The sequence below is a fragment of the Streptomyces sp. NPDC006458 genome, assembly GCF_040612135.1.
In the GTDB taxonomy this organism is placed as follows: Bacteria; Actinomycetota; Actinomycetes; order Streptomycetales; family Streptomycetaceae; genus Streptomyces.
Genome location: NZ_JBEXPR010000004.1, coordinates 1 through 17,902, shown reverse-complemented (window position 1 = coordinate 17,902; position 17,902 = coordinate 1). Strand labels below are relative to the sequence as shown.

The following is a 17,902-nucleotide window of genomic DNA, read 5'->3' as shown; positions in this document are numbered from 1 at the left end:
CCCTGCCGCCGGGGCCGGTACCGGCCGTGGATCAGACCCCCTCGGCCCGCCGTGCTTCCGGCGCGGGCGCCGCCACCAGGCGGACGGCCTCGGTGAGTTCCCCGGACGGTTTCCTCATCACGGCCCTCGCCCTGCTGATGCTCACCCAGCTTCCCGAGGAGGACGGCCTGCCGCCGCTGGTCGCTGTCACCGCCGTCGCCCTCGGCCTGGCGCCCGTGCTGACCTGGGCACGGTGATGGTGGTCGGCTGAGCGGAGGCCACCCGCGCCGGTTCGGCCTCCGCGATGCTGCAGACCGCGCAGGCGTTCGGTGGCGCGCTCGGTGTCGCGGTGCTGGGCAGCGTCGGCGCCGCCGGCTACACCAACAGCGCCGCGCTGGAGGCGTCGGCCGGGGTGCCGTCCGCCGCGCTGGAGCGGGCCCGGGAGACGGTCGGCGGCGCCCTCGAGTCGGCCGTACAGCTGCCGGAGGCGGCCGCGGGTGCGCTCGTCGCGGCGGCCCGTACGGCGTTCACCGACGAACTGCACGCCGCCGCGCTCACCGGTGGCGTCGTGATGGTGCTCGCCCGGGTCTTCTCGCTCGTCGCGCCGAAGTCGGTCAAGCACGATGCGCACGAGGAGACGGCGTTGAACGCCGGGGTCACGTCAACCGGTGTGCGGACAAACATTGCTGAGATGGCGTCGGCCGGTGACAGCGGCCGGTCCGGCGAGGGCCGGCCCTCGGTTCCCGCCACCGAGCATCGACGCCGCCCCGCCACCTGCCGTCCTCGGCCCTGCCACCTGCCGTCCTCGGCCCCGCCGCCACACCCTGCCCTGCCGGGGGGCCGGCCCGGCGCGCCTCCGCCCGGACATCGGTGCGTCCTGTCCCGGCCCCGGCGGGGGGCGGATAAGGGTACGGCTGGGGTCGCCTGGGGGACTACGGGACCGCCGTCCTGACTAGCTTCAACCTCGCAGTCAGCATCCCGTCGACAGCAGACGGCGTCCTCGACGCACGCACCCGAGAGGAAAGTCCGCATGACCCTGCTGGCCATCAACTCGCCGGAGCCACCGAGGTTCCGCGCGCTCGGGTCCCGCCATGTCGCCGAGATCGCCGACCGCTACGGATTGCCCGCCGAGATTCGTGACAGCGTTCGGCTGTTGTCGACGGTCCTGCCGTTCCGTGTCAACGACTACGTCCTGGACGAACTCATCGACTGGACCCGGGTCCCGGACGATCCGATGTTCCAACTGGTCTTCCCCCAGCGGGGCATGCTCGCCACCGAGGACGAGGCCCGGCTGGCCGAACTGTCCGCGGGGCCCGGCACCAAGGCTCAGCTCGGCGCCCTCGTGGCGGAGATCCGCAGCCGCCTGAACCCTCATCCCTCGGGCCAGATGGAACTCAACGTGCCCTCCCACCAGGGCGCCGAACTGCCCGGAATGCAGCACAAATACCGAGAGACGGTGCTGTACTTCCCCAGCCAGGGCCAGACCTGCCACTCGTACTGCACCTACTGCTTCCGCTGGGCGCAGTTCGTGGGCGACGCCGACCTGCGCTTCGCCGCGCCGGCCCCCGACCAACTGATCACGTACCTCCGCGAGCACCCGGATGTGATCGACGTCCTGGTCACCGGCGGCGACCCGATGGTGATGTCGACCGAGCGGCTGCGCAGCCACCTGGAGCCGCTGCTGGCGGTCGACACCGTCCGCACCATTCGGATCGGTACCAAGTCGGTCGCCTACTGGCCCCAGCGCTTCGTCACCGACACCGACGCCGACGACGTCCTGCGGCTGTTCGAGAAGGTGATCTCCAGCGGGCGCAACCTCGCCGTGATGGCGCACTTCAGCCACCCGCGCGAGCTGGAGACGGACCTCGCGCGCCGGGCGCTCGCCCGGATCCGTTCCACCGGCGCGCTGGTCTACGGCCAGGCGCCGATGATCGCGAAGGTCAACGACCGGTCGCACGTCTGGGCCGAGCTGTGGCGTGCCGAGCTGGCGAACGGCGTCTTCCCCTACTACATGTTCGTCGAGCGCGACACCGGCCCCTACGAGTACTTCAAGGTGCCGCTGGCCAGGGCGGTCGAGATCTTCCAGGCCGCCTACCGGACCCTGCCGGGCCTGGCGCGCACCGTACGCGGACCGGTCATGTCGGCCACCCCGGGCAAGGTCGTGGTGGACGGGGTCACGGACGGCCCGAACGGCCGGTTCTTCCAGCTGCGGATGTTGCAGGCACGCGCCCCGGAACTCGTCGGCCGCCCCTTCCGGGCGCACTACAGCGCCACCGCGGCCTGGCTCGACGAACTCAAGCTCGACGACTCGGAGCCGAGCGACCTCACGACGGCCCTGTCGGGCCTTGTCTGACCAGCACGACCGTGCCGGAGCGACCGGCCGTGGATCACGCTGAGAGGAGTCGGCCGTGGCCGACGGGACAGTCTCACCCAATCTGGCCCTCAATCAACTCGTGGCCCAGCGCAGGGCCGAGGGCGATCCCATCGTGCACCTGGGCTTCGGTGAGGCCCGGCTACCCGCCTTCGGGCCCCTGATGGAAGGCCTCGTCGGCGCGGCCGACCGCAACGCCTACGGCCCGGTGGCGGGCGGGCTCGCGGTACGCACCGCGGTCGCCGGGTACTTCGGCCGGCGCGGGCTGCCCACCGACCCCGACCAGGTGGTCGTCGCACCGGGCAGCAAGCCGCTGCTGATGGCACTCCAGCTGACCGCGGTCGGCGATCTGCTGCTGCCCCAGCCGGCCTGGAACACCTACGCCCCTCAGGCACGACTGGCCGGGAAGCGGGCCTTCGGCGTACCCCTTCCCGACGAGTGCGGCGGTGTTCCCGATCCCGCCGCGCTCAAGGAGACCATCGACGCGGCCCGCACCCTGGGCCACGATCCGCGCGTCCTGGTGCTCACCCTTCCGGACAACCCCACCGGGACCCTCGCGTCACCGGCGCTGATCCGCGAGATCTGCGCGATCGCGGAGACCGAGGACCTGCTGATCGTCTCCGACGAGATCTACCGGGACGTCGTGCACGACCCGGCGCTGCCCGTGCTCAGCCCCGCCGAGGTGGCCCCGCGGCGCACCGTCGTGACCACCGGGCTGAGCAAGAGCCTCGCGCTGGGCGGATGGCGCATCGGGGCGGCACGCTTCCCCGGCGGCCCGTGGGGCACCCGGCTGCGCGAGGGTGTCGTCTCCGTGGCCAGCGAGGTCTGGTCGACGCTCGCCGCGCCGATGCAGGCCGTGGCCACCTACGCCTTCGACGAGCCCGCCGAACTGCGCGCCTGGCGGGCCAAGGCCGCGCGCCTGCACGGCGCGGTGGCGCGCGCGGTGCACGGCATCATGGTCTCGGCCGGCGCCAACTGCCGCCCGCCTGTGGGTGCGTTCTACGTCTACCCCGACTTCGAGCCGGTCCGCGAACGGCTCGCCAAGCACGGAGTGACGGACTCCCCCTCGCTCTTCCAGCACTTGCTCGATGTCCACGGCATCGCCGTCCTGGCCGGACACCACCTCGGCGACTCCCGGCAGGCGCTGCGCTTCAAGGCCGCCACCAGCATGCTCTACGGCGACACCGAGGCCGAGCAGCAGCAGGCCCTGGACGCGGCGAACCCCGTGGCACTCCCACACGTCAAGCAAGTCCTCGCCACACTTGAGAAGAGCTTCAACGCACTGTGTGCATGACTGGCGACGAGTGATTCAAGTCATCCTTTTCGTCTGTCGGTGAATCGCGTGGCGGGCGTGCCCCGGGTGGTGGAATTCCTCTCCGGGGTACGCGTAATTCGCCGTGCCCGGAATTCATGGTCGGACGTATTCGGGCGGGGTCGACAACGCCGAAGGCCCGGTGCGGAAGGTGTATTCCGAACCGGGCCTGTCGCGGGTGCCGTAAGGTGTATTCCGAACCGGGTCTTTCGCGGATGTCAGCCGCGGCCCTCAGGCGGAGATCTCCCGCATCTGGACGAGGGTCTGCCGCAGCACACCGGGGTTGGCGAACTTCTCCATGCTCAGGGCGTCATCCCTGAACCGCACGTCAAAGGTGCTCTCCAGGGCCGCGAGCAGTTCCACCGTACCCATCGAGTCCAGGCCGAGGTCACGCAGTGCCGCGTCGTCGGCGAGCGGCTCACCTGTGGCGAGAAAGGGCAGGAACTGGCGCAGGACCGTCTCGAACTGGTCCTGGTCCACGCCTGCGTCGGTCGTTTCGGATGCGATTTCTTCGGGCATGGCGAAATGATGCAGCGGGCATTGCCGGACTGTCAATGGTGACGACTGGGCGTCGATTCCGTGAATTCGGCAGCCATTGTCGAGTGGTCGTGGGAGGCTGATCCGGGTGCGGCCGGATATTCCCCGAGCGGCACCCGGCCCGGCTTTTCCGGCAGTGCATTCCGGCGCTCGCTCCCGATGGCGCCCGTCCGAGAAGGAGTTCTTATGGACCGGCTGGCAGAGGGCGCCTTGCACGCCCGGTTCCTGCGCGGGCTGGCCATGTCGCCCCGGGGCATCGCGGTGCGCGTGGACGACGAGGCCGTGACCTACGAACAGGCGCACGAGCTCGCGCTGGCGTGGGCGGGCGCCCTGCTCGCCCGGCCGGACGGCCCGCCGAAGGCCGTGAGCGTGCTCACCGGCCGCAGCGTCGAGGCGTACGTCGGCATCCTGGCCTGTGTCTACGCGGGTGTGACGGTGGTGCCGCTGCTGGCGGACTTCCCGGCCGAGCGCACCGCGCGGATGCTGGAGGCCGCCGAGGTCTCCGTGCTCGTCGTGGACGCCGAGGGCGCCGCCCTCCTGGCGCAGCTCGCCGAACTCCCCGTCGGCAAGAGGGGGCTGTCCGTGCTGGCCCCGGGCACGGCACCGGGAGTCACCCGGGCCGTCGAGGCGTCCGGTGCCATCGACATCATCGGGCTCGATCCGGCGCACACGCTGAGCGAACCGAGGATCGCGCGCCCCACCGACATTGCCTATGTGCTCTTCACCTCCGGCTCCACGGGCCGCCCCAAGGGAGTGCGGCTCACCCACGGCAACCTCGCCCACTACTTCCGCCTGATGGACGACTGGTACGACTTCACCGCCGCCGACGTGTTCTCCCAGGCGGCCAACCTCAACTGGGACTCGGCCGTCTCCGACCTGTGGTGCGCCTGGGGCGTGGGCGCCCCGCTCGTCCCGGTCCCGGCGCACGCGTACCGCGACCTGCCCGCCTTCGTGGCCCGGCACGGGATCACGGTGTGGTTCTCCGCGCCGAGCGTGATCGCCCTCGCCCGCCGTACCGGCGGACTGGACGCGGGTGCCATGCCCTCGCTGCGCTGGACCTTCTTCGGCGGCGAGGCGCTCCAGTGCCAGGACACCGAAGACTGGCAGCGCGCCGCACCGGGCTCCGCGGTGATCAACGTCTACGGCCCGACCGAGACCACCATCACCACCCACCGCCACCGCTGGAAGCCGCAGTTGTCACCGGCCCTCGCCGTGAACGGAGTCGTCCCCCTCGGCCGCCTCCACGACGGCCACGCCGAGCTGCTGCTCGACGACAACGGCGAGCCTCACGCCACCGAGGGCGAACTGTGGCTGTCCGGCCCGCAGATCTCCGCCGGGTACCTCGACCCCGAGGACGGCAGGGGCAGGTACCTTCGGCGTGACGGGCGACTCTGGTACCGCACGGGCGACAGGGTCCGCCGGATCGCGGGCGGCGAGCTGGTCTACCTCGGCCGGCTGGACGCCCAGGTCCAGGTCCAGGGCTACCGGGTCGAACTCGCCGAGGTCGAGTACGCGCTGCGCGGCTGTCCGACGGTGCAGGACGCGGTGGTGGTCGGGGTCCCGGTGCGGGGCAGCACGGAACTGTTCGTCTTCTATCTCGGTGACGAGACCTCCCCCCGGGAACTGGCCGGGCTGCTCGCGAGCCATCTGCCGCAACAGATGATCCCGCGCCACTACCGTCGGCTCCAGGAGTTCCCGCTGAACACCAACAAGAAGACCGACCGACTGCGGCTCGCCGCACGCGCGGCCGAGCTCCTGGCCTGAGCGGCACGGCATCCCGCCCTCAGCGACTCCCTGGCCGAATCGGCTCGCCCTCGCGCACCACCCCGCCGGACGGCGCCGGACACCCGGCCGTGCCCTTCGGCAGGGGCCCTTAGGGGCTGGTAGGGGCTGATCACGGAGCCCTCCGCCGCTAGGTTCCCGGCGAGGACGATCTTTGCCCGCCCTGGCCGGAAAGCGCCGGTGCGCCGCCGCTGGGAGGCCGGTGCCTGACGGGCGTCGGATCGCTTCGTCCTGCCGACGTCACGGGCCGACGGGCAGCACGCCCGAGCTGTGCGGGGCGGCGGCAGCCAACCAACACCGATCGAAGGGATCGATGCAGTGCATCGAGTTCTCCGCACGCGTCCCGGACGGGTCCGTGGCCTGGTGCTGTCGTCCGCCCTCCTCCTCACCGCCACCATGGCCGGCGCCGACCCGGTGGGCGCGACGACCGCGGCGCCGAGCTGGCCGATGGCCGGGCACGACATCGCCAACACCCGGTCGAACCCGCTGGAAAGCAAGATCACTACCGACAACGCCGCGAGGCTCGCGGTCAAGTGGACGTACACCACCCACGGGGACGTGTCCGCGACCGCGGCGGTCGTGGGCGGCGCCGCCTACTTCCCCGACTGGGGCGGCTACCTGCACAAGGTCGACGCCGCGACCGGCAGGGGAATCTGGTCCCGCAAGGTGTCGGACTACACCGGCCGCGCCGACTCCGTCTCGCGGTCGAGCCCGGCCGTGGTCGGCAACACCGTCTACATCGGGGACTACGCCCAGGCCGTCCTGATGGCAGTCGACGCCACCACCGGCGAGCTGCTGTGGAAGACCCAGTTGGACAGCCACCCGTTCGCGGTGCTGACCCAGTCGCCGATCGTCCACAACGGCGTGATCTACCAGGGCGTCTCCTCGCGCGAGTCCGAACTCGCCGCGGCGAACCCCGACTACCCCTGCTGCACCTTCCGCGGCAGCGCCAACGCCATCGACGCGAGGACCGGGCGCGTGCTGTGGACCCGCCACACCGTGCCCGACAACGGCGGCCAGCCGGGCGGCTATAGCGGCGCGGCAGTGTGGGGCACCCCGGCCATCGACCCCCGGCGTGGCATCGTCTACTTCACCTCCGGCAACAACTACCAGGTGCCGCAGAGCGTGATCGACTGCCAGACCGGGGGCGGCACCCCCGCCGAGTGCCTGGCGCCCGACGACTACGTCGACTCGGTGCTCGCGCTCAGCATGCGCGACGGCACGGTCAAGTGGGCCAGCGGCCGGGCCCGCTTCGACGCCTGGAACGTCAGCTGCCTGCCCGGCTTCCCGCCGAACAACTGCCCCGCGCACGTGGGTCCCGACTACGACTTCGGTGACGGGGCACACCTGTTCACCATCAAGGACGCGCAGGGCAACAGCCGACAGGTCGTCGGCGCCGGCCAGAAGAGCGGCGAGTACTGGCTCCTGGACGCGCTCACCGGCGAGGTGGTGTGGAGCGCGGCCACCGGGCCCGGCGGCAAGGTCGGCGGCATCCTCTGGGGCACCGCGAACGACGGCAAGCGCGTCTACATCGCCCAGGCGAACTTCGATCGCCAGACCTACCAGCTGCCCGACGGCACCTCCCACGACGGTGCCTCCTTCGTCGCGCTGGACGCCGCCACCGGGAAGATCGAGTGGCAGATCCCCGTCCCGTCGGGCGGCTACGCCTGGGCCCCGGTCACCGTGGCGGGCGGGGTGCTCTACGCCAGCTCGACCAGCGGGCACATGTACGCGATCGACGCCAGGACCGGCAAGATCCTCTTCGACACCACCGGACCCTACTCCTCCATCGCCGGACCGGCCGTGGTCGACGGCACGGTCTACTGGGGCAACGGGTACGTCAAGTTCTCGTACGCCGGCACCACCGGTTCCACCACGGCGGGCACCTTCTACGCCTACTCGGTCGGCGGCAGGTAACGCCACCGAGGGCACACGGTCGGGGTCCGGCGCACCGCGCCGGACCCCGTTTCTCGCGGCGCTACCGCCCGGCGGGCATCTTCCCGCGCACCGGCTGCATGGCCGCACGCGGGGTGAACGGGACGACCCGGAAGGTGCGCGCCGTCCCCGCCACGCGGCTGAACATCCCGTCCTGGCCCGCCACATAGAGGGTGCCGACACCCTGCCCGGTCAGCGAGGCGACCACATCGGGCCAGCGGACCGGCCGTACGAATCCGTCGAGCAGCATGGTCCGCACACCGCTGCCCGTCGTCAGCACCGTGCCGTCCTGGTCGGCGACGACCGGCACCAGGGGATCGGAGAAGACCAGCCCGTCGAAGATCTCCGCCTCGACCTGGTCGCGCAGGCCACGGAAGACATGGGAGTGCATGGGAGGCTTCATGGTGTAGAGAGACAGGCCGCCCAGCGACCGCACCCGCCGTTCGAACCGCTCCAGCGACCTCTCCGACAGCGTCACCATGGTGAAGTCGTCGTCGACGTAGCAGGAGATGTCGTACCACTCGCCGCTCTCGTCGAGTTCCCGCAGCGCCTCGGAGAGCCGCTCCAGGGGAACCCGCACCACGGTGTGCGTCACCAGCTCGGGGTGCTCGCGCGTGAAGTACTCAGCCATGCGGTCGGCCAGCCGGGCGGTCATCAGAACGGCATCCGGGAAGCTGAGCACACCGGCGTGCACCGCGGCGGCCCGGCCGCCGAAGCTGGGCCCGGCCACGAACCGCGGCGGGACCTCCATCCGCGGCTGCGCCCACTCGGCCAGAGCGAGGCAGTTCACCACGAACGCGATCTGCGCGTACGGCGAATAGGCGTCGCCGTCAGCCTCCTGGTACCGGTCGACCAGCGAATAGCCCAGTACGTCGTCGGCGGTCGCCACCAGTCTGCGGGCACAGGGATTGGCCACCATGAACCGGGCGACGTCCCCGAAGGCGGTCGGTCCCATGCCAGGGAAGAGGATCGCGGCGTCCGGTCGTTCCTGGGTATCCATGTGTACGATTCCTCGCTCACGTACGGCGAGATCGACCGGCCGTGGGCCGACCGACCCCCGATGACGCCTCAGCGTGCCGCGTCCGCTCCGGCGCCGGACACCCCTAGCGTCCCCTACCGGCCGCGGCGCCGCCGATGCCTCACCAGGCCGCCCCCGGCCCTGGTGAGGCGCCGGCACGGCCGGCCGCTCCCGCTCAGGACATGTCGCTGAAACTGAGCGGCAGGTCGTTGCGGCTGCTCACCCCGAGCTTGCGGAAGACCCGGGTGAGGTGCTGCTCCACCGTGCTCACCGTGATGTACAGCCGGCGGCTTATCTCCTGGTTGGTGTGACCGAGCGCCGCCAGCTCGGCGACCCGCCGCTGGGCATCGCTCAGCATCGGCGGTTCCGCCGTCTGCGCCAGGCGTCGCTGCTGGGCGGGCACCCCTCCGGCAGCGGGCACGCCGGGCGCGGCCTGCCGGGCGGACTCGGTACCCACATGGCACGCCTTGCCCTCCTGGGCGGCGCGACGGGCCAGCAGCCGTGCCCGGTCGAAATCCTCCAGCTGCTGGTACACCTCGCTCAAGTCCTCCAGAGCGCGGGCCAGTTCCAGCCGGTCACCGGATCGCTCCAGACACTCCACGGACTCCCGCAGCAGCGTCGGCCGCTGACGGAGATCGCTGCTGGCGCCGAGCAGGCGCAGCGAGATGCCCTTGGTGCGGTCGTCCATCGTCCTGGCCTGCTCCAGCTGCCGCTTGACCAGATCACGGGCCGTCTGAGGGCGGCCGAGGCGCAGGTTGGCCTCGGCCAGGCTGCTGCGCCAGGGGACGAGGGACGCCGCATCCAGCCCCCACTCCTGCATCAGCCGTCCGCAGCGCTGGAAGTCGCTGATCGCCGCGAGGACCCGGTCGGTGGCCAGGTAGTAGTGGCCGCGGGCGTGCAGATAGCGCAGTCCGTGCACGGTGTCGTGCATCGCCTTGGGCACGCGCCGCTGCAACGCCTCTGCCGCCGCGTCGTACCGGCCCATCGCCGTGTTCGCCGCTATCAGCACGGACAGTGGGCAGCCGATCTGTATCCCCCAGCTCTGTTCGGGCAACAGGGCGAGTGCCTCTTCGGCCTGTGCCGCCGCGACCACGATCCTGCCTCTGCGCAGGGCGACTCTGGCCCGCAGGCTGGTCAGCAGCATCTGCCAGGTGACCGCGTGGCGGCGCCGCGCCTCCTCGAGCAGTTGGTCGCACCACCAGTCGGCCTCCTTGAGTTTGTTGACCGACAGCAGCACCAGGACCGCGGAGGCCATGACCTCCAGAGTCGAGTCGTCGAGGCGACAGCTCTGCAGGATCTGCTCCGCGCAGTCGACGGCCGCGCTGCCCTCCTTGTGGTTCCCGGCCGCCGCCAGCTGGTTCGCCGCATAGCTCCAGGGTTCACCGCCGATCGCGGGCGCGGACCTGTGAGCCTGGAACCGGCCTCGGTCGGAGCCGTAGTGCCACTGGTGTGCCAGCCGTAGCTGCGCGTACCGCTGCGGATCGTCCAGGGCGGACGAGTCGGACAGTGCCCGCAACGATGCCGTCATGACCTCGGCGTCCCCGGACCACAGGGTGCACCGCACCAGGCTGACCAGACCGGACGGCCCCAATGTCCCCTCCCGCAGGGCGGCCTGAAGGGGCGCCAGGCAGGAGGCGGCGGCACTCGGGTTCATCCGCCAGGCGAGCCTGGCCAGTGCCGCGGTCACGGCGAGGCTCTCCGCCGGGTCCTCGGCCGCCCGCAGTGCCGTCTCCAGGCACTGCATCGCGAAGGCCGTGTCGTCCTCGGCGACCGCCTGTTCCGAAGCCGTGCGCAGGACCGGGAGCATCCACGGCTCGGCGACCCGGCCGGTGGCTATGACGTGGCGTGCCACCTCCGGTGAGGCCACGCCGCGCTGGTACAGCAGTTCGGCGGCCCTGCTGTGCGCCGCCGAGCGCTCTTCGGGGGACAGCGTGCCCAGCACCGCCGCCTCCGCCATGGGGTGCCGGAAGCGGCCACCGAGCAGGAGGCCTGCCCCGGTCAGGGTGTGCATGACCCATTCGGCGTCCAGGGCGGGGATGTTCATACAGCGGCCGATCAACTCGGGCTCTCCCAGGTTGCCGAGGACCGCGATGCCCTGTGCCACCTTGAGCACCGGTGGCTCCCAGCGGTGCAGGCAGGACGCGACCGCCCCGGCGAACGCGAAGCCGACCGCCGGGGATTCGGCGTCGAGCCGGCCGTCCTGCCCGTGTCGGCCGTCCTGTTCGTCCGATACGGTGCCGGACGGGTGACCGGCACTGCGATGGTCCTCGACGAGCGCCTGCAGCAGCAGGGGGTTGCCGCCGGTGAGGTCGTGGAACGCGGTGGCGAGTGTGGTGCTCACCGGTCGGCCCAGTTCCCGTCCGACCAGTTCGGCGGTCGTGCGTCCGGACAGCGGTCCGAGGCGTATCACATGCTGCGGACGCCCGGTCAGCTCTGCCCGCAGCGGCGACAGAGCCGGCCTCGGACTGTCCCACTCGGTGAGCACCGTCAGAATGGGCACGGATCTCATCCTGCGCAACAGGTAGAGCAGCAGTTGGAGGGAGACGCTGTCGGCGAACTGGACGTCGTCGACCGTGATCACCAGGGGCGCCTCCTGGGAGAGCTGCAGCATCACCCGGAATGCCTCATGGGCCAGCAGGGCGCCCGGTTGGAGAACCGCCCGCAGATCCGGGCCGTCGCCGTCCCGTTCGGCGAGCATCGCCGAAGTGGTCATGGCGCGCGCCCGGTCGGCGATCCCCGACGGCAGCCCGCGGCTCTGGAAGAACTGGTCGATCAGCCCGGCCTGGAGATCGTTCTCCGTCCGGGAACCGGTGGCGCTCAGCACCAGTGCCCCGGAATCCGTGGCCATGTGGGCGAACTCATGGAGCAGAGTGGTCTTTCCGCAGGCCAGTCCGCCCTGCACGAGTACCAGTTGACCGCAGCCGCCTTCCGAGGTCTCGATTTGAATTCTCTTCAGCGATGCAAGTGCGCGTGAGAAATCGACTTTCGACACTGCCAATCCCCGATGACGTGGTGGTGGGAGCGATTGCGCTTCGGTAACCGCATGGAGCGAGATGGGTTTCTCCAGCCGCGTCGAAGGACCGGGGGGTGGCCGAGGCTGGGCGGTGTGCGTGGCGTCAAGTGCAGTTGCTACAGGGGGACTTGACCTCTAGGCCGCTGACGGAGCGGTCCGCGGCAGGGGCTGAGGTACTACGCCCCGAGTTGCTCTTGCTCACGAGGTCTCCCTGATGGCGAGCTCTGGCACCGCACGACGCGTCCTCGCGGTGAAACCAAGGCGAGGACGACTGAATGAGGATGACACAACGCGGTTTACGCGGGTAGAGCGCGATGGTTGAAAGGTGCCGTTGGGAATGTACATGTAATCGACTTCTGGCTCAGGTTGTACTTGACAGTTGCGGCAGGCGAACGGCGGTTGTTCGTCTGCGCCACACTGATGGTTCGGACCAAAGGGCTCGGCGCCGACGGCGCTGCCGGGCGGCGCGGCCGGTAACGACCAGGGTCGGGCCAAGGCCACCCACCTGGGCACGGGTCGCGTGGGCGATCGGCGCGGACGGACCGTGACGCCAAGCTTCCTGATGAGCCGTCAATCCCGCTGACGTATTTCCGACACCAGTCGACGCGATCCTGCCGGCGGCCGGCGGCCCGCGTGCCGACGACTTTTCGCCGCGCTGTCACTACCGCCGTCGGTAGCGGCCGAAACAGGGCTGCTGACGCTCGGAGTTGACATAACGTCCCCCCTTGTCGAATGGGCGGCTTGGGGGATTGGTGTCACCAGCACCGGAGGCCCTGACAGACCGCCGGCCAGTGAACTCGTGCACGGTTAGGGGTGAGACGGTGCGGGGCTACAGGGGCTCGGTGTGGACATCCGCCGTGCCGGGATCAGGTCTTCGGTCTGCTGGTGTGACAGCAATGCGGCGGCGGCTTGGACGGTGTCGCTCATGTGTCCGCCGCTCCGGGCGCCGAGGCCCTGGTAGCCGGCGTCGGCGAGGATCTCCACTGGCGGGCCGTGCGCATCTCGTCGACCTCGGGGCCGGAGAGGGCCGTATACAAGTCAGGGGCCTGTCGGGCATGTCGTGGGCGAGGTCGCCCATGCATCGGGCGGCTTCTGCCAGGGCGTTGAGCGACTCGGCCTCGTCCCCGGGAGGCCTCGGCGTCGTCCGCCGTGGAAGGGGCCGGCGCGCCCTGCTGAACGGAAGGCCGTCAAGGTCGCGTCGGGCCCCGCGTGCGGTCGGATTCCCGCGGGGCATTCCGGGCGCTGCAAGGGGGTGTCGCGTCGCCGTGCCTCGTCCGCCTCGGTGCTGTCCGGCGGCGCGGACGGCGTGGAGTCGGCCTACTCTCGCGCGAGTTCGGCAGGAGGCTCGGCCAGGTGGGCGGGAGGGCAGGGGGTTCGAGGGGTGCGACGAGGGCGCCCACCGGCGAGCCGGGCGGTCACCATTTCCGGGCCAGGGCCGTCGACCTCGACCTCGATGGCCGACCAGCCGTCCGCGTCCCGCCCTGGTGTATCGCAGCAGCTTGCCCAGACCCCCTCCGTGCCGGGCGCGGCGCGGCCCCGCACGGTCGCGAACGGACCCACCGTGGGGTGGGTCCGTCGGCCTCCTCGGCCTCGCTGCGACTCGGTCCGCGTGACGGCGCGGAGTGTGAGGCCGCTCAGACGCCGGCCGGGTGGGCCTCCTGTTCGACGGGCGCCGCCTGCCGCGTCTCCTCCGTGCGTCGCAGGACGGCGAAGGCGACCACCAGCGCGACGGTGAGGAGGCCGGTGCCGACCCCGAAGGCCAGGTGGTAGCCGCCGGTCAGAGCCTCGGTGACCGGACGGCCCGCCGCGGTGAGCGACTCGGTGCGGGAGGCGGCCAGCGTCGAGAGGACGGCGACGCCGAGGGCCATGCCCATCTGCTGGGTGGTGTTGAAGAGGCCGGAGGCCAGGCCCGCGTCCTCCGCCTTCGCGCCGGACATGCCCAGCGAGGTCAGGGCGGGGAGCGCGAGGCCGAAGCCCGCGGCGAGAAGCATCACCGGCAGCAGGTCGGTGAGGTAGTTCGCCTGCTCAGCGCTGCCGGGCACCCGGGTCAGCAGGGCGAGGACGCCGATGAGCAGCACCAGGCCGGCCAGCGGCACGTTGCGCTCGCCGAAGCGGGCGTTGAGGCGGGCCGAGACGCTCAGCGACACGAGGCCGATGACAGCCGCGGCCGGCAGCATCGCGAGCCCGGTCTCTGCCGCGCCGTAGCCGAGCACCTTCTGCAGGTAGAGCGCTACGAGGACCTGGAAGGAGAACAGTGCGGCGACCATCAGCATCTGGACCAGGTTGGCGCCGGAGACGCTGCGGGAGCGCAGGATTCGCAGCGGCATCAGCGGATTCCTCGCCGTGGCCTGGCGGACCAGGAAGCCGGCGATCAGGAGGAGCGCGAGGGCGCCGAAACCGAGGGTGTGGGCCGAAGTGGCGCCGTACGTCTCGACCTTGACGACCGCGTAGATCCCGATCATGAGGCCGGCGGTGACGAGCAGCGCGCCGAGGGCGTCCGCGCCCGCCTTCAGCCCGAGGCCGCGGTCGGCCGGGAGGGCGGGGAGGGCGACGAGCACGGCGGCGATGCCGATCGGCAGGTTGATGAAGAAGATCCAGTTCCAGGCGAGGGCGTCGGTGAGGACGCCGCCCAGGACCTGTCCGATCGAGGCGCCGGCGGCGCCCGTGAAGCTGAACACGGCGATGGCCCTGGCCCGTTCGCGCGGCTCGGTGAACAGGGTGACGAGGATGCCGAGGCCGACGGCGGAAGCCATCGCGCTGCCGACGCCCTGGAGGAAGCGGGCGGCGATCAGGACCCCGGGGGAGGCTGCGACGCCGGCCAGCAGTGACGCGGCGGTGAACACCCCCGTTCCGGTGAGGAACATCCGTTTGCGCCCGATCAGGTCGCCGAGGCGGCCGGCGAGCAGGAGCAGCGAGCCGAAGGCGATGAGGTAGGCGTTGACGACCCAGGTGAGGCCGGCCGGGCTGAAGCCGAGGTCGCTCTGGATGGCCGGCATGGCGACGGTGACGATGCTGCCGTCGAGGATCGTCATCAGCATCCCGGTGGCCAGGACGCCGAGGGCGAGCCAGCGGGAGCGGGCCTCGGGGGAGCGGGCGGCGGTGGACATCTCGGTCTCTCCTGTCGTCGGGAGCAACAAGAAAGACCGTAGCAGATAGTTTTGTTGCAGACTATCTCTTACGGATCTCTGGTTGGGTGATCGCGTCGTGGAGCTCCGGCGGCTATCCCTTCTGGCGCGCCCTGCGAGCCGGTCGCGGTCCCTCGACGGGGGTCTCCAGATGGCCCGTGACCAGCCGGTTCAGTGCGCGGAGCAGTGCGTCGCGCTCATCGGCGGGCAGCGAGCCGAGGGCCTGCTGATGGACGTCGTCGACGATCGTCTGGCTCTCCCCGGCCACCTTCGCCCCCTCCTCGGTCACCGCGATGATCCGCGCGCGCCGGTCGTTGCTGGAGGGCCTGCGCTCCGCGAGACCGGCCTTCTCCAGGGCGTCGACGGTCACCACCATCGTGGTCTTGTCCATGTCGCCGATCTCGGCGAGCTGGGCCTGGGTGCGCTCCTCCTCCAGGGCGTGGACGAGGACGCAGTGCATCCGCGGGGTCAGCCCGATCTCGCTCAGCCGGGCAGTCATCCGGGTCCGCAGGACGTGGCTCGTGTGGTCGAGGAGGAAGGACAGGTCCGGTTCGGTGCGCCTGGGCGCCATGGCGGTCATGTCCGCAAGGGTAACGAAAACCGGTCCGTCGCGGATTATCCGCAAACGGAAGACCGAGGGCGGAAGACTGAGGGCGGAAGCGCGGGGTGCCTGGCGCGGGCGCGCCTCGGGGGTGTCTCGTCGATCAGGCCGGATCAACGAGGGGCGTCCTGCGGCCCCGAACGGCCGTTCCGGACAGCGGGATGTCGCCGGGAGCCGGATCCTCGCGCGGGCGCAGCAGCCGTATGGCGTGGCGGTGACGACCAGGGCTCGGCTGGGTAGGGGCGGCCCTCTCGACAGCATGGGGATCCCTCTGCGCAAATGGGCAGCGGAGCCCCCTTGGTAGGGTGCGCCGATGGCATCGATCAAGCAGTTCCAAGTCACCTTCGACTGCGCGGAACCCGAGCGTCTCGCTCGCTTCTGGTGCGAGGTGCTGGGGTACGTCGTGCCGCCGCCACCGGCGGGTTTTGCCACTTGGGACGATTTCACGCGCTCGCTGCCCGCTGAGCGGCAGGACGCATGGTTCGCGTGCGTCGATCCCTCAGGCGTGGGCCCGCGACTGTACTTCCAGCGCGTCCCCGAAGGGAAGGCCGCCAAGAACCGGCTCCATCTTGACGTGCGGGTCGGCACCGGACTCGTGGGGGAGGAGCGCCTCGCCGTACTTGAGGCCGAGTGCGCGCGACTGGTTGCGTTCGGCGCGGTTCATGTGCGAACGCTGTATGACGGCAATGACTCGTGCATCCCGATGCAGGACATCGAGGGCAACGAGTTCTGTATCGACTGAGCGCCGTTGCCAGTGGCTGAGTCCGAGGTCCTGGTAGTCGGCATCTTGGTGAGCGGCGATCACGATCTTGTGCATGACCGCGACGAGCGCGCGTTTCCTGCCCACGCATCTGATCAGCGGCGGTGGCGAGGGTTGAGGCACGTGCCCTTGGTCCGAGCTGCGGCGGCGGCAGCAACTCGGGAAGGCAGTCGCCGGTTTCGGCACCGGGTGCCGGTGCTCCCGTACACGGACGGCGGCGTGGCCGTCTGCTGATGCCCGTCCCCGTGACGGGCGTGGGCGTAGTGATCAGTGCACTTGGCGAGCCGGTGCGGCCTGGGCATCGCGAAGGGCATGGACGCGACGACGTGACTGACCGTGATCCCCGTGTGGGGCTGAAGCAGTCGTTTGCCTGGTGTGCAAGGGGTGTTCACTCGTTGGCGTCATGGTCGTGGTCGGGCCGCCGCCTCTTCGACGAGGCTGTCGTACGGTCGCGGTAGTGCCGGTTGCATGGGGTGGGGTTGGATGGACTGGAGTGGGGAGAGGGGTGGTGCCGGGTGATGTGGGATGCGGCGGAGTGGGGTGCGCGGGCGGCGTGCCGGGCGGTGGATCCGGAGGAGCTGTTCGTCGAGGGAGCCGCTCAGAACCGGGCGAAGGTGGTGTGTGCGGGCTGTCCGGTGCGTACCGAGTGCCTTGCACACGCGTTGGACCACCGGATTGAACACGGCATCTGGGGTGGAATGACGGAGCGTGAGCGGCGTGCGTTGCTTCGGCGTCGGCCTACGGTGACCTCTTGGCGGCGGCTCTTCGAGGAGGCGCGCAGCGAGCACGAACAGCAGGCAGACGGGTACGCAAGCGTGGACGTGGGGCCCTCGACCGCGGTGGGGTGATGTCCCAGCCCAGGGCGGGAGCGCGTACTCGCGGGGGCACGCGCGGCTGCTCGGCACCGTCTCGCTCGGCCACCGGCCGGCGGCCAGGTTGCCGCGCCATCAGTTGGCGATCTGCCCCGGGCTTCATGCCGTTGCCCAACGCCGGTCCTGACGAACGGGCTTGTTCCATCCGTTCCGTCGGCACGCCTGCGGTCCCGCAGCCGGTGTTCCGTCCCGGACCGGATCTGTGCAGCCAGGCCGGTCCTCCACGTATCCGCGGAGCCCTCTCGACGCGGTCGTCGCCGAACCAGTGGCCCTCGACGTCGACGGCCGGCTCAGCATCAGTCACCCGCCTCGGAGCCTGCGGACGCCGGGCCATGAGCTCCGCCCTCCAACGCGCGATCCCGGCGGTACGAAGCTGTGGTCGGCGGACAGCACGCCCCTGGCTGTCGGAGTGCTGGCCGTTTCGCGACCACAGCCAGCTCGCGCGTCGTACGGCGCGTGCGTGGCATGACGCCGTACCTCAAGGACGGCTGGAAGCCCGACGAGGACCCGCGTCATCTCCGCCTCAAAGCCGGACGGGAAAGGCGTGGGCGGGGGGCGGCGGGGGGCGGCGCGGCGCGCGGGAGCGCCACAGGGGGT

13 protein-coding genes are annotated in these 17,902 nt (G+C 70.8%); 8 read left to right on the top strand and 5 right to left on the bottom strand.

Going from position 1 to position 17,902, the window contains the following annotated elements:
• Positions 1-26 precede the first annotated feature (26 nt).
• The 4 genes from ABZZ79_RS06995 (at position 27) to ABZZ79_RS06980 (ending at position 3,644) form a co-directional block, all read left to right on the top strand.
• Entirely contained in the window at positions 27-236 is a 210-nt protein-coding gene (locus ABZZ79_RS06995) for a hypothetical protein (protein WP_356687287.1), read from the top strand.
• A gap of 47 nt (positions 237-283) precedes the next feature.
• Positions 284-931, top strand: coding sequence for a hypothetical protein (locus ABZZ79_RS06990; RefSeq protein ID WP_356687285.1), 648 nt, complete (start codon positions 284-286; stop codon positions 929-931).
• A gap of 78 nt (positions 932-1,009) precedes the next feature.
• Complete coding sequence (locus tag ABZZ79_RS06985; protein WP_356687283.1) at positions 1,010-2,332, top strand: lysine 2,3-aminomutase; 1,323 nt, start codon at positions 1,010-1,012, stop codon at positions 2,330-2,332.
• A 55-nt stretch (positions 2,333-2,387) separates the two neighbouring features.
• Positions 2,388-3,644: an aminotransferase class I/II-fold pyridoxal phosphate-dependent enzyme gene (locus tag ABZZ79_RS06980; RefSeq protein WP_356687281.1), complete on the top strand. Its 1,257-nt coding sequence runs from the start codon at positions 2,388-2,390 to the stop codon at positions 3,642-3,644.
• 249 nt (positions 3,645-3,893) lie between these two features.
• Here the strand turns inward: ABZZ79_RS06980 and ABZZ79_RS06975 are convergent, their stop codons facing one another.
• The gene (locus ABZZ79_RS06975) at positions 3,894-4,181 is read right to left on the bottom strand and encodes a phosphopantetheine-binding protein (protein ID WP_356687279.1); all 288 of its coding nucleotides are present in this window, start codon (positions 4,179-4,181) and stop codon (positions 3,894-3,896) included.
• A 204-nt stretch (positions 4,182-4,385) separates the two neighbouring features.
• Here ABZZ79_RS06975 and ABZZ79_RS06970 point away from each other — a divergent pair, with 204 nt between their 5' ends.
• Entirely contained in the window at positions 4,386-5,963 is a 1,578-nt protein-coding gene (locus tag ABZZ79_RS06970; protein WP_356687277.1) for an AMP-binding protein, read from the top strand.
• 336 nt (positions 5,964-6,299) lie between these two features.
• On the top strand, positions 6,300-7,898 hold the full coding sequence (locus tag ABZZ79_RS06965; protein ID WP_356687275.1) for a PQQ-binding-like beta-propeller repeat protein: 1,599 nt from the start codon (positions 6,300-6,302) through the stop codon (positions 7,896-7,898).
• Positions 7,899-7,959: 61 nt separating this feature from the next.
• Here ABZZ79_RS06965 and ABZZ79_RS06960 read toward each other — a convergent pair whose 3' ends face one another.
• From ABZZ79_RS06960 to ABZZ79_RS06945, 4 genes are all read right to left on the bottom strand, one after another.
• Positions 7,960-8,916: an ACP S-malonyltransferase gene (locus ABZZ79_RS06960; protein WP_356687273.1), complete on the bottom strand. Its 957-nt coding sequence runs from the start codon at positions 8,914-8,916 to the stop codon at positions 7,960-7,962.
• Between the two features lie 193 nt (positions 8,917-9,109).
• On the bottom strand, positions 9,110-11,926 hold the full coding sequence (locus ABZZ79_RS06955; RefSeq protein ID WP_356687271.1) for an AAA family ATPase: 2,817 nt from the start codon (positions 11,924-11,926) through the stop codon (positions 9,110-9,112).
• 1,655 nt (positions 11,927-13,581) lie between these two features.
• The gene (locus tag ABZZ79_RS06950; protein WP_356687269.1) at positions 13,582-15,054 is read right to left on the bottom strand and encodes an MFS transporter; all 1,473 of its coding nucleotides are present in this window, start codon (positions 15,052-15,054) and stop codon (positions 13,582-13,584) included.
• 112 nt (positions 15,055-15,166) lie between these two features.
• Positions 15,167-15,652: a MarR family winged helix-turn-helix transcriptional regulator gene (locus ABZZ79_RS06945; RefSeq protein ID WP_356687267.1), complete on the bottom strand. Its 486-nt coding sequence runs from the start codon at positions 15,650-15,652 to the stop codon at positions 15,167-15,169.
• A gap of 334 nt (positions 15,653-15,986) precedes the next feature.
• Between ABZZ79_RS06945 and ABZZ79_RS06940 the strand changes: the two genes are divergently transcribed.
• Positions 15,987-16,415, top strand: coding sequence for a VOC family protein (locus tag ABZZ79_RS06940; protein WP_356687265.1), 429 nt, complete (start codon positions 15,987-15,989; stop codon positions 16,413-16,415).
• A 536-nt stretch (positions 16,416-16,951) separates the two neighbouring features.
• Positions 16,952-17,281: a WhiB family transcriptional regulator gene (locus tag ABZZ79_RS06935; protein WP_356687681.1), complete on the top strand. Its 330-nt coding sequence runs from the start codon at positions 16,952-16,954 to the stop codon at positions 17,279-17,281.
• The last annotated feature ends 621 nt before the right edge of the window (positions 17,282-17,902 follow it).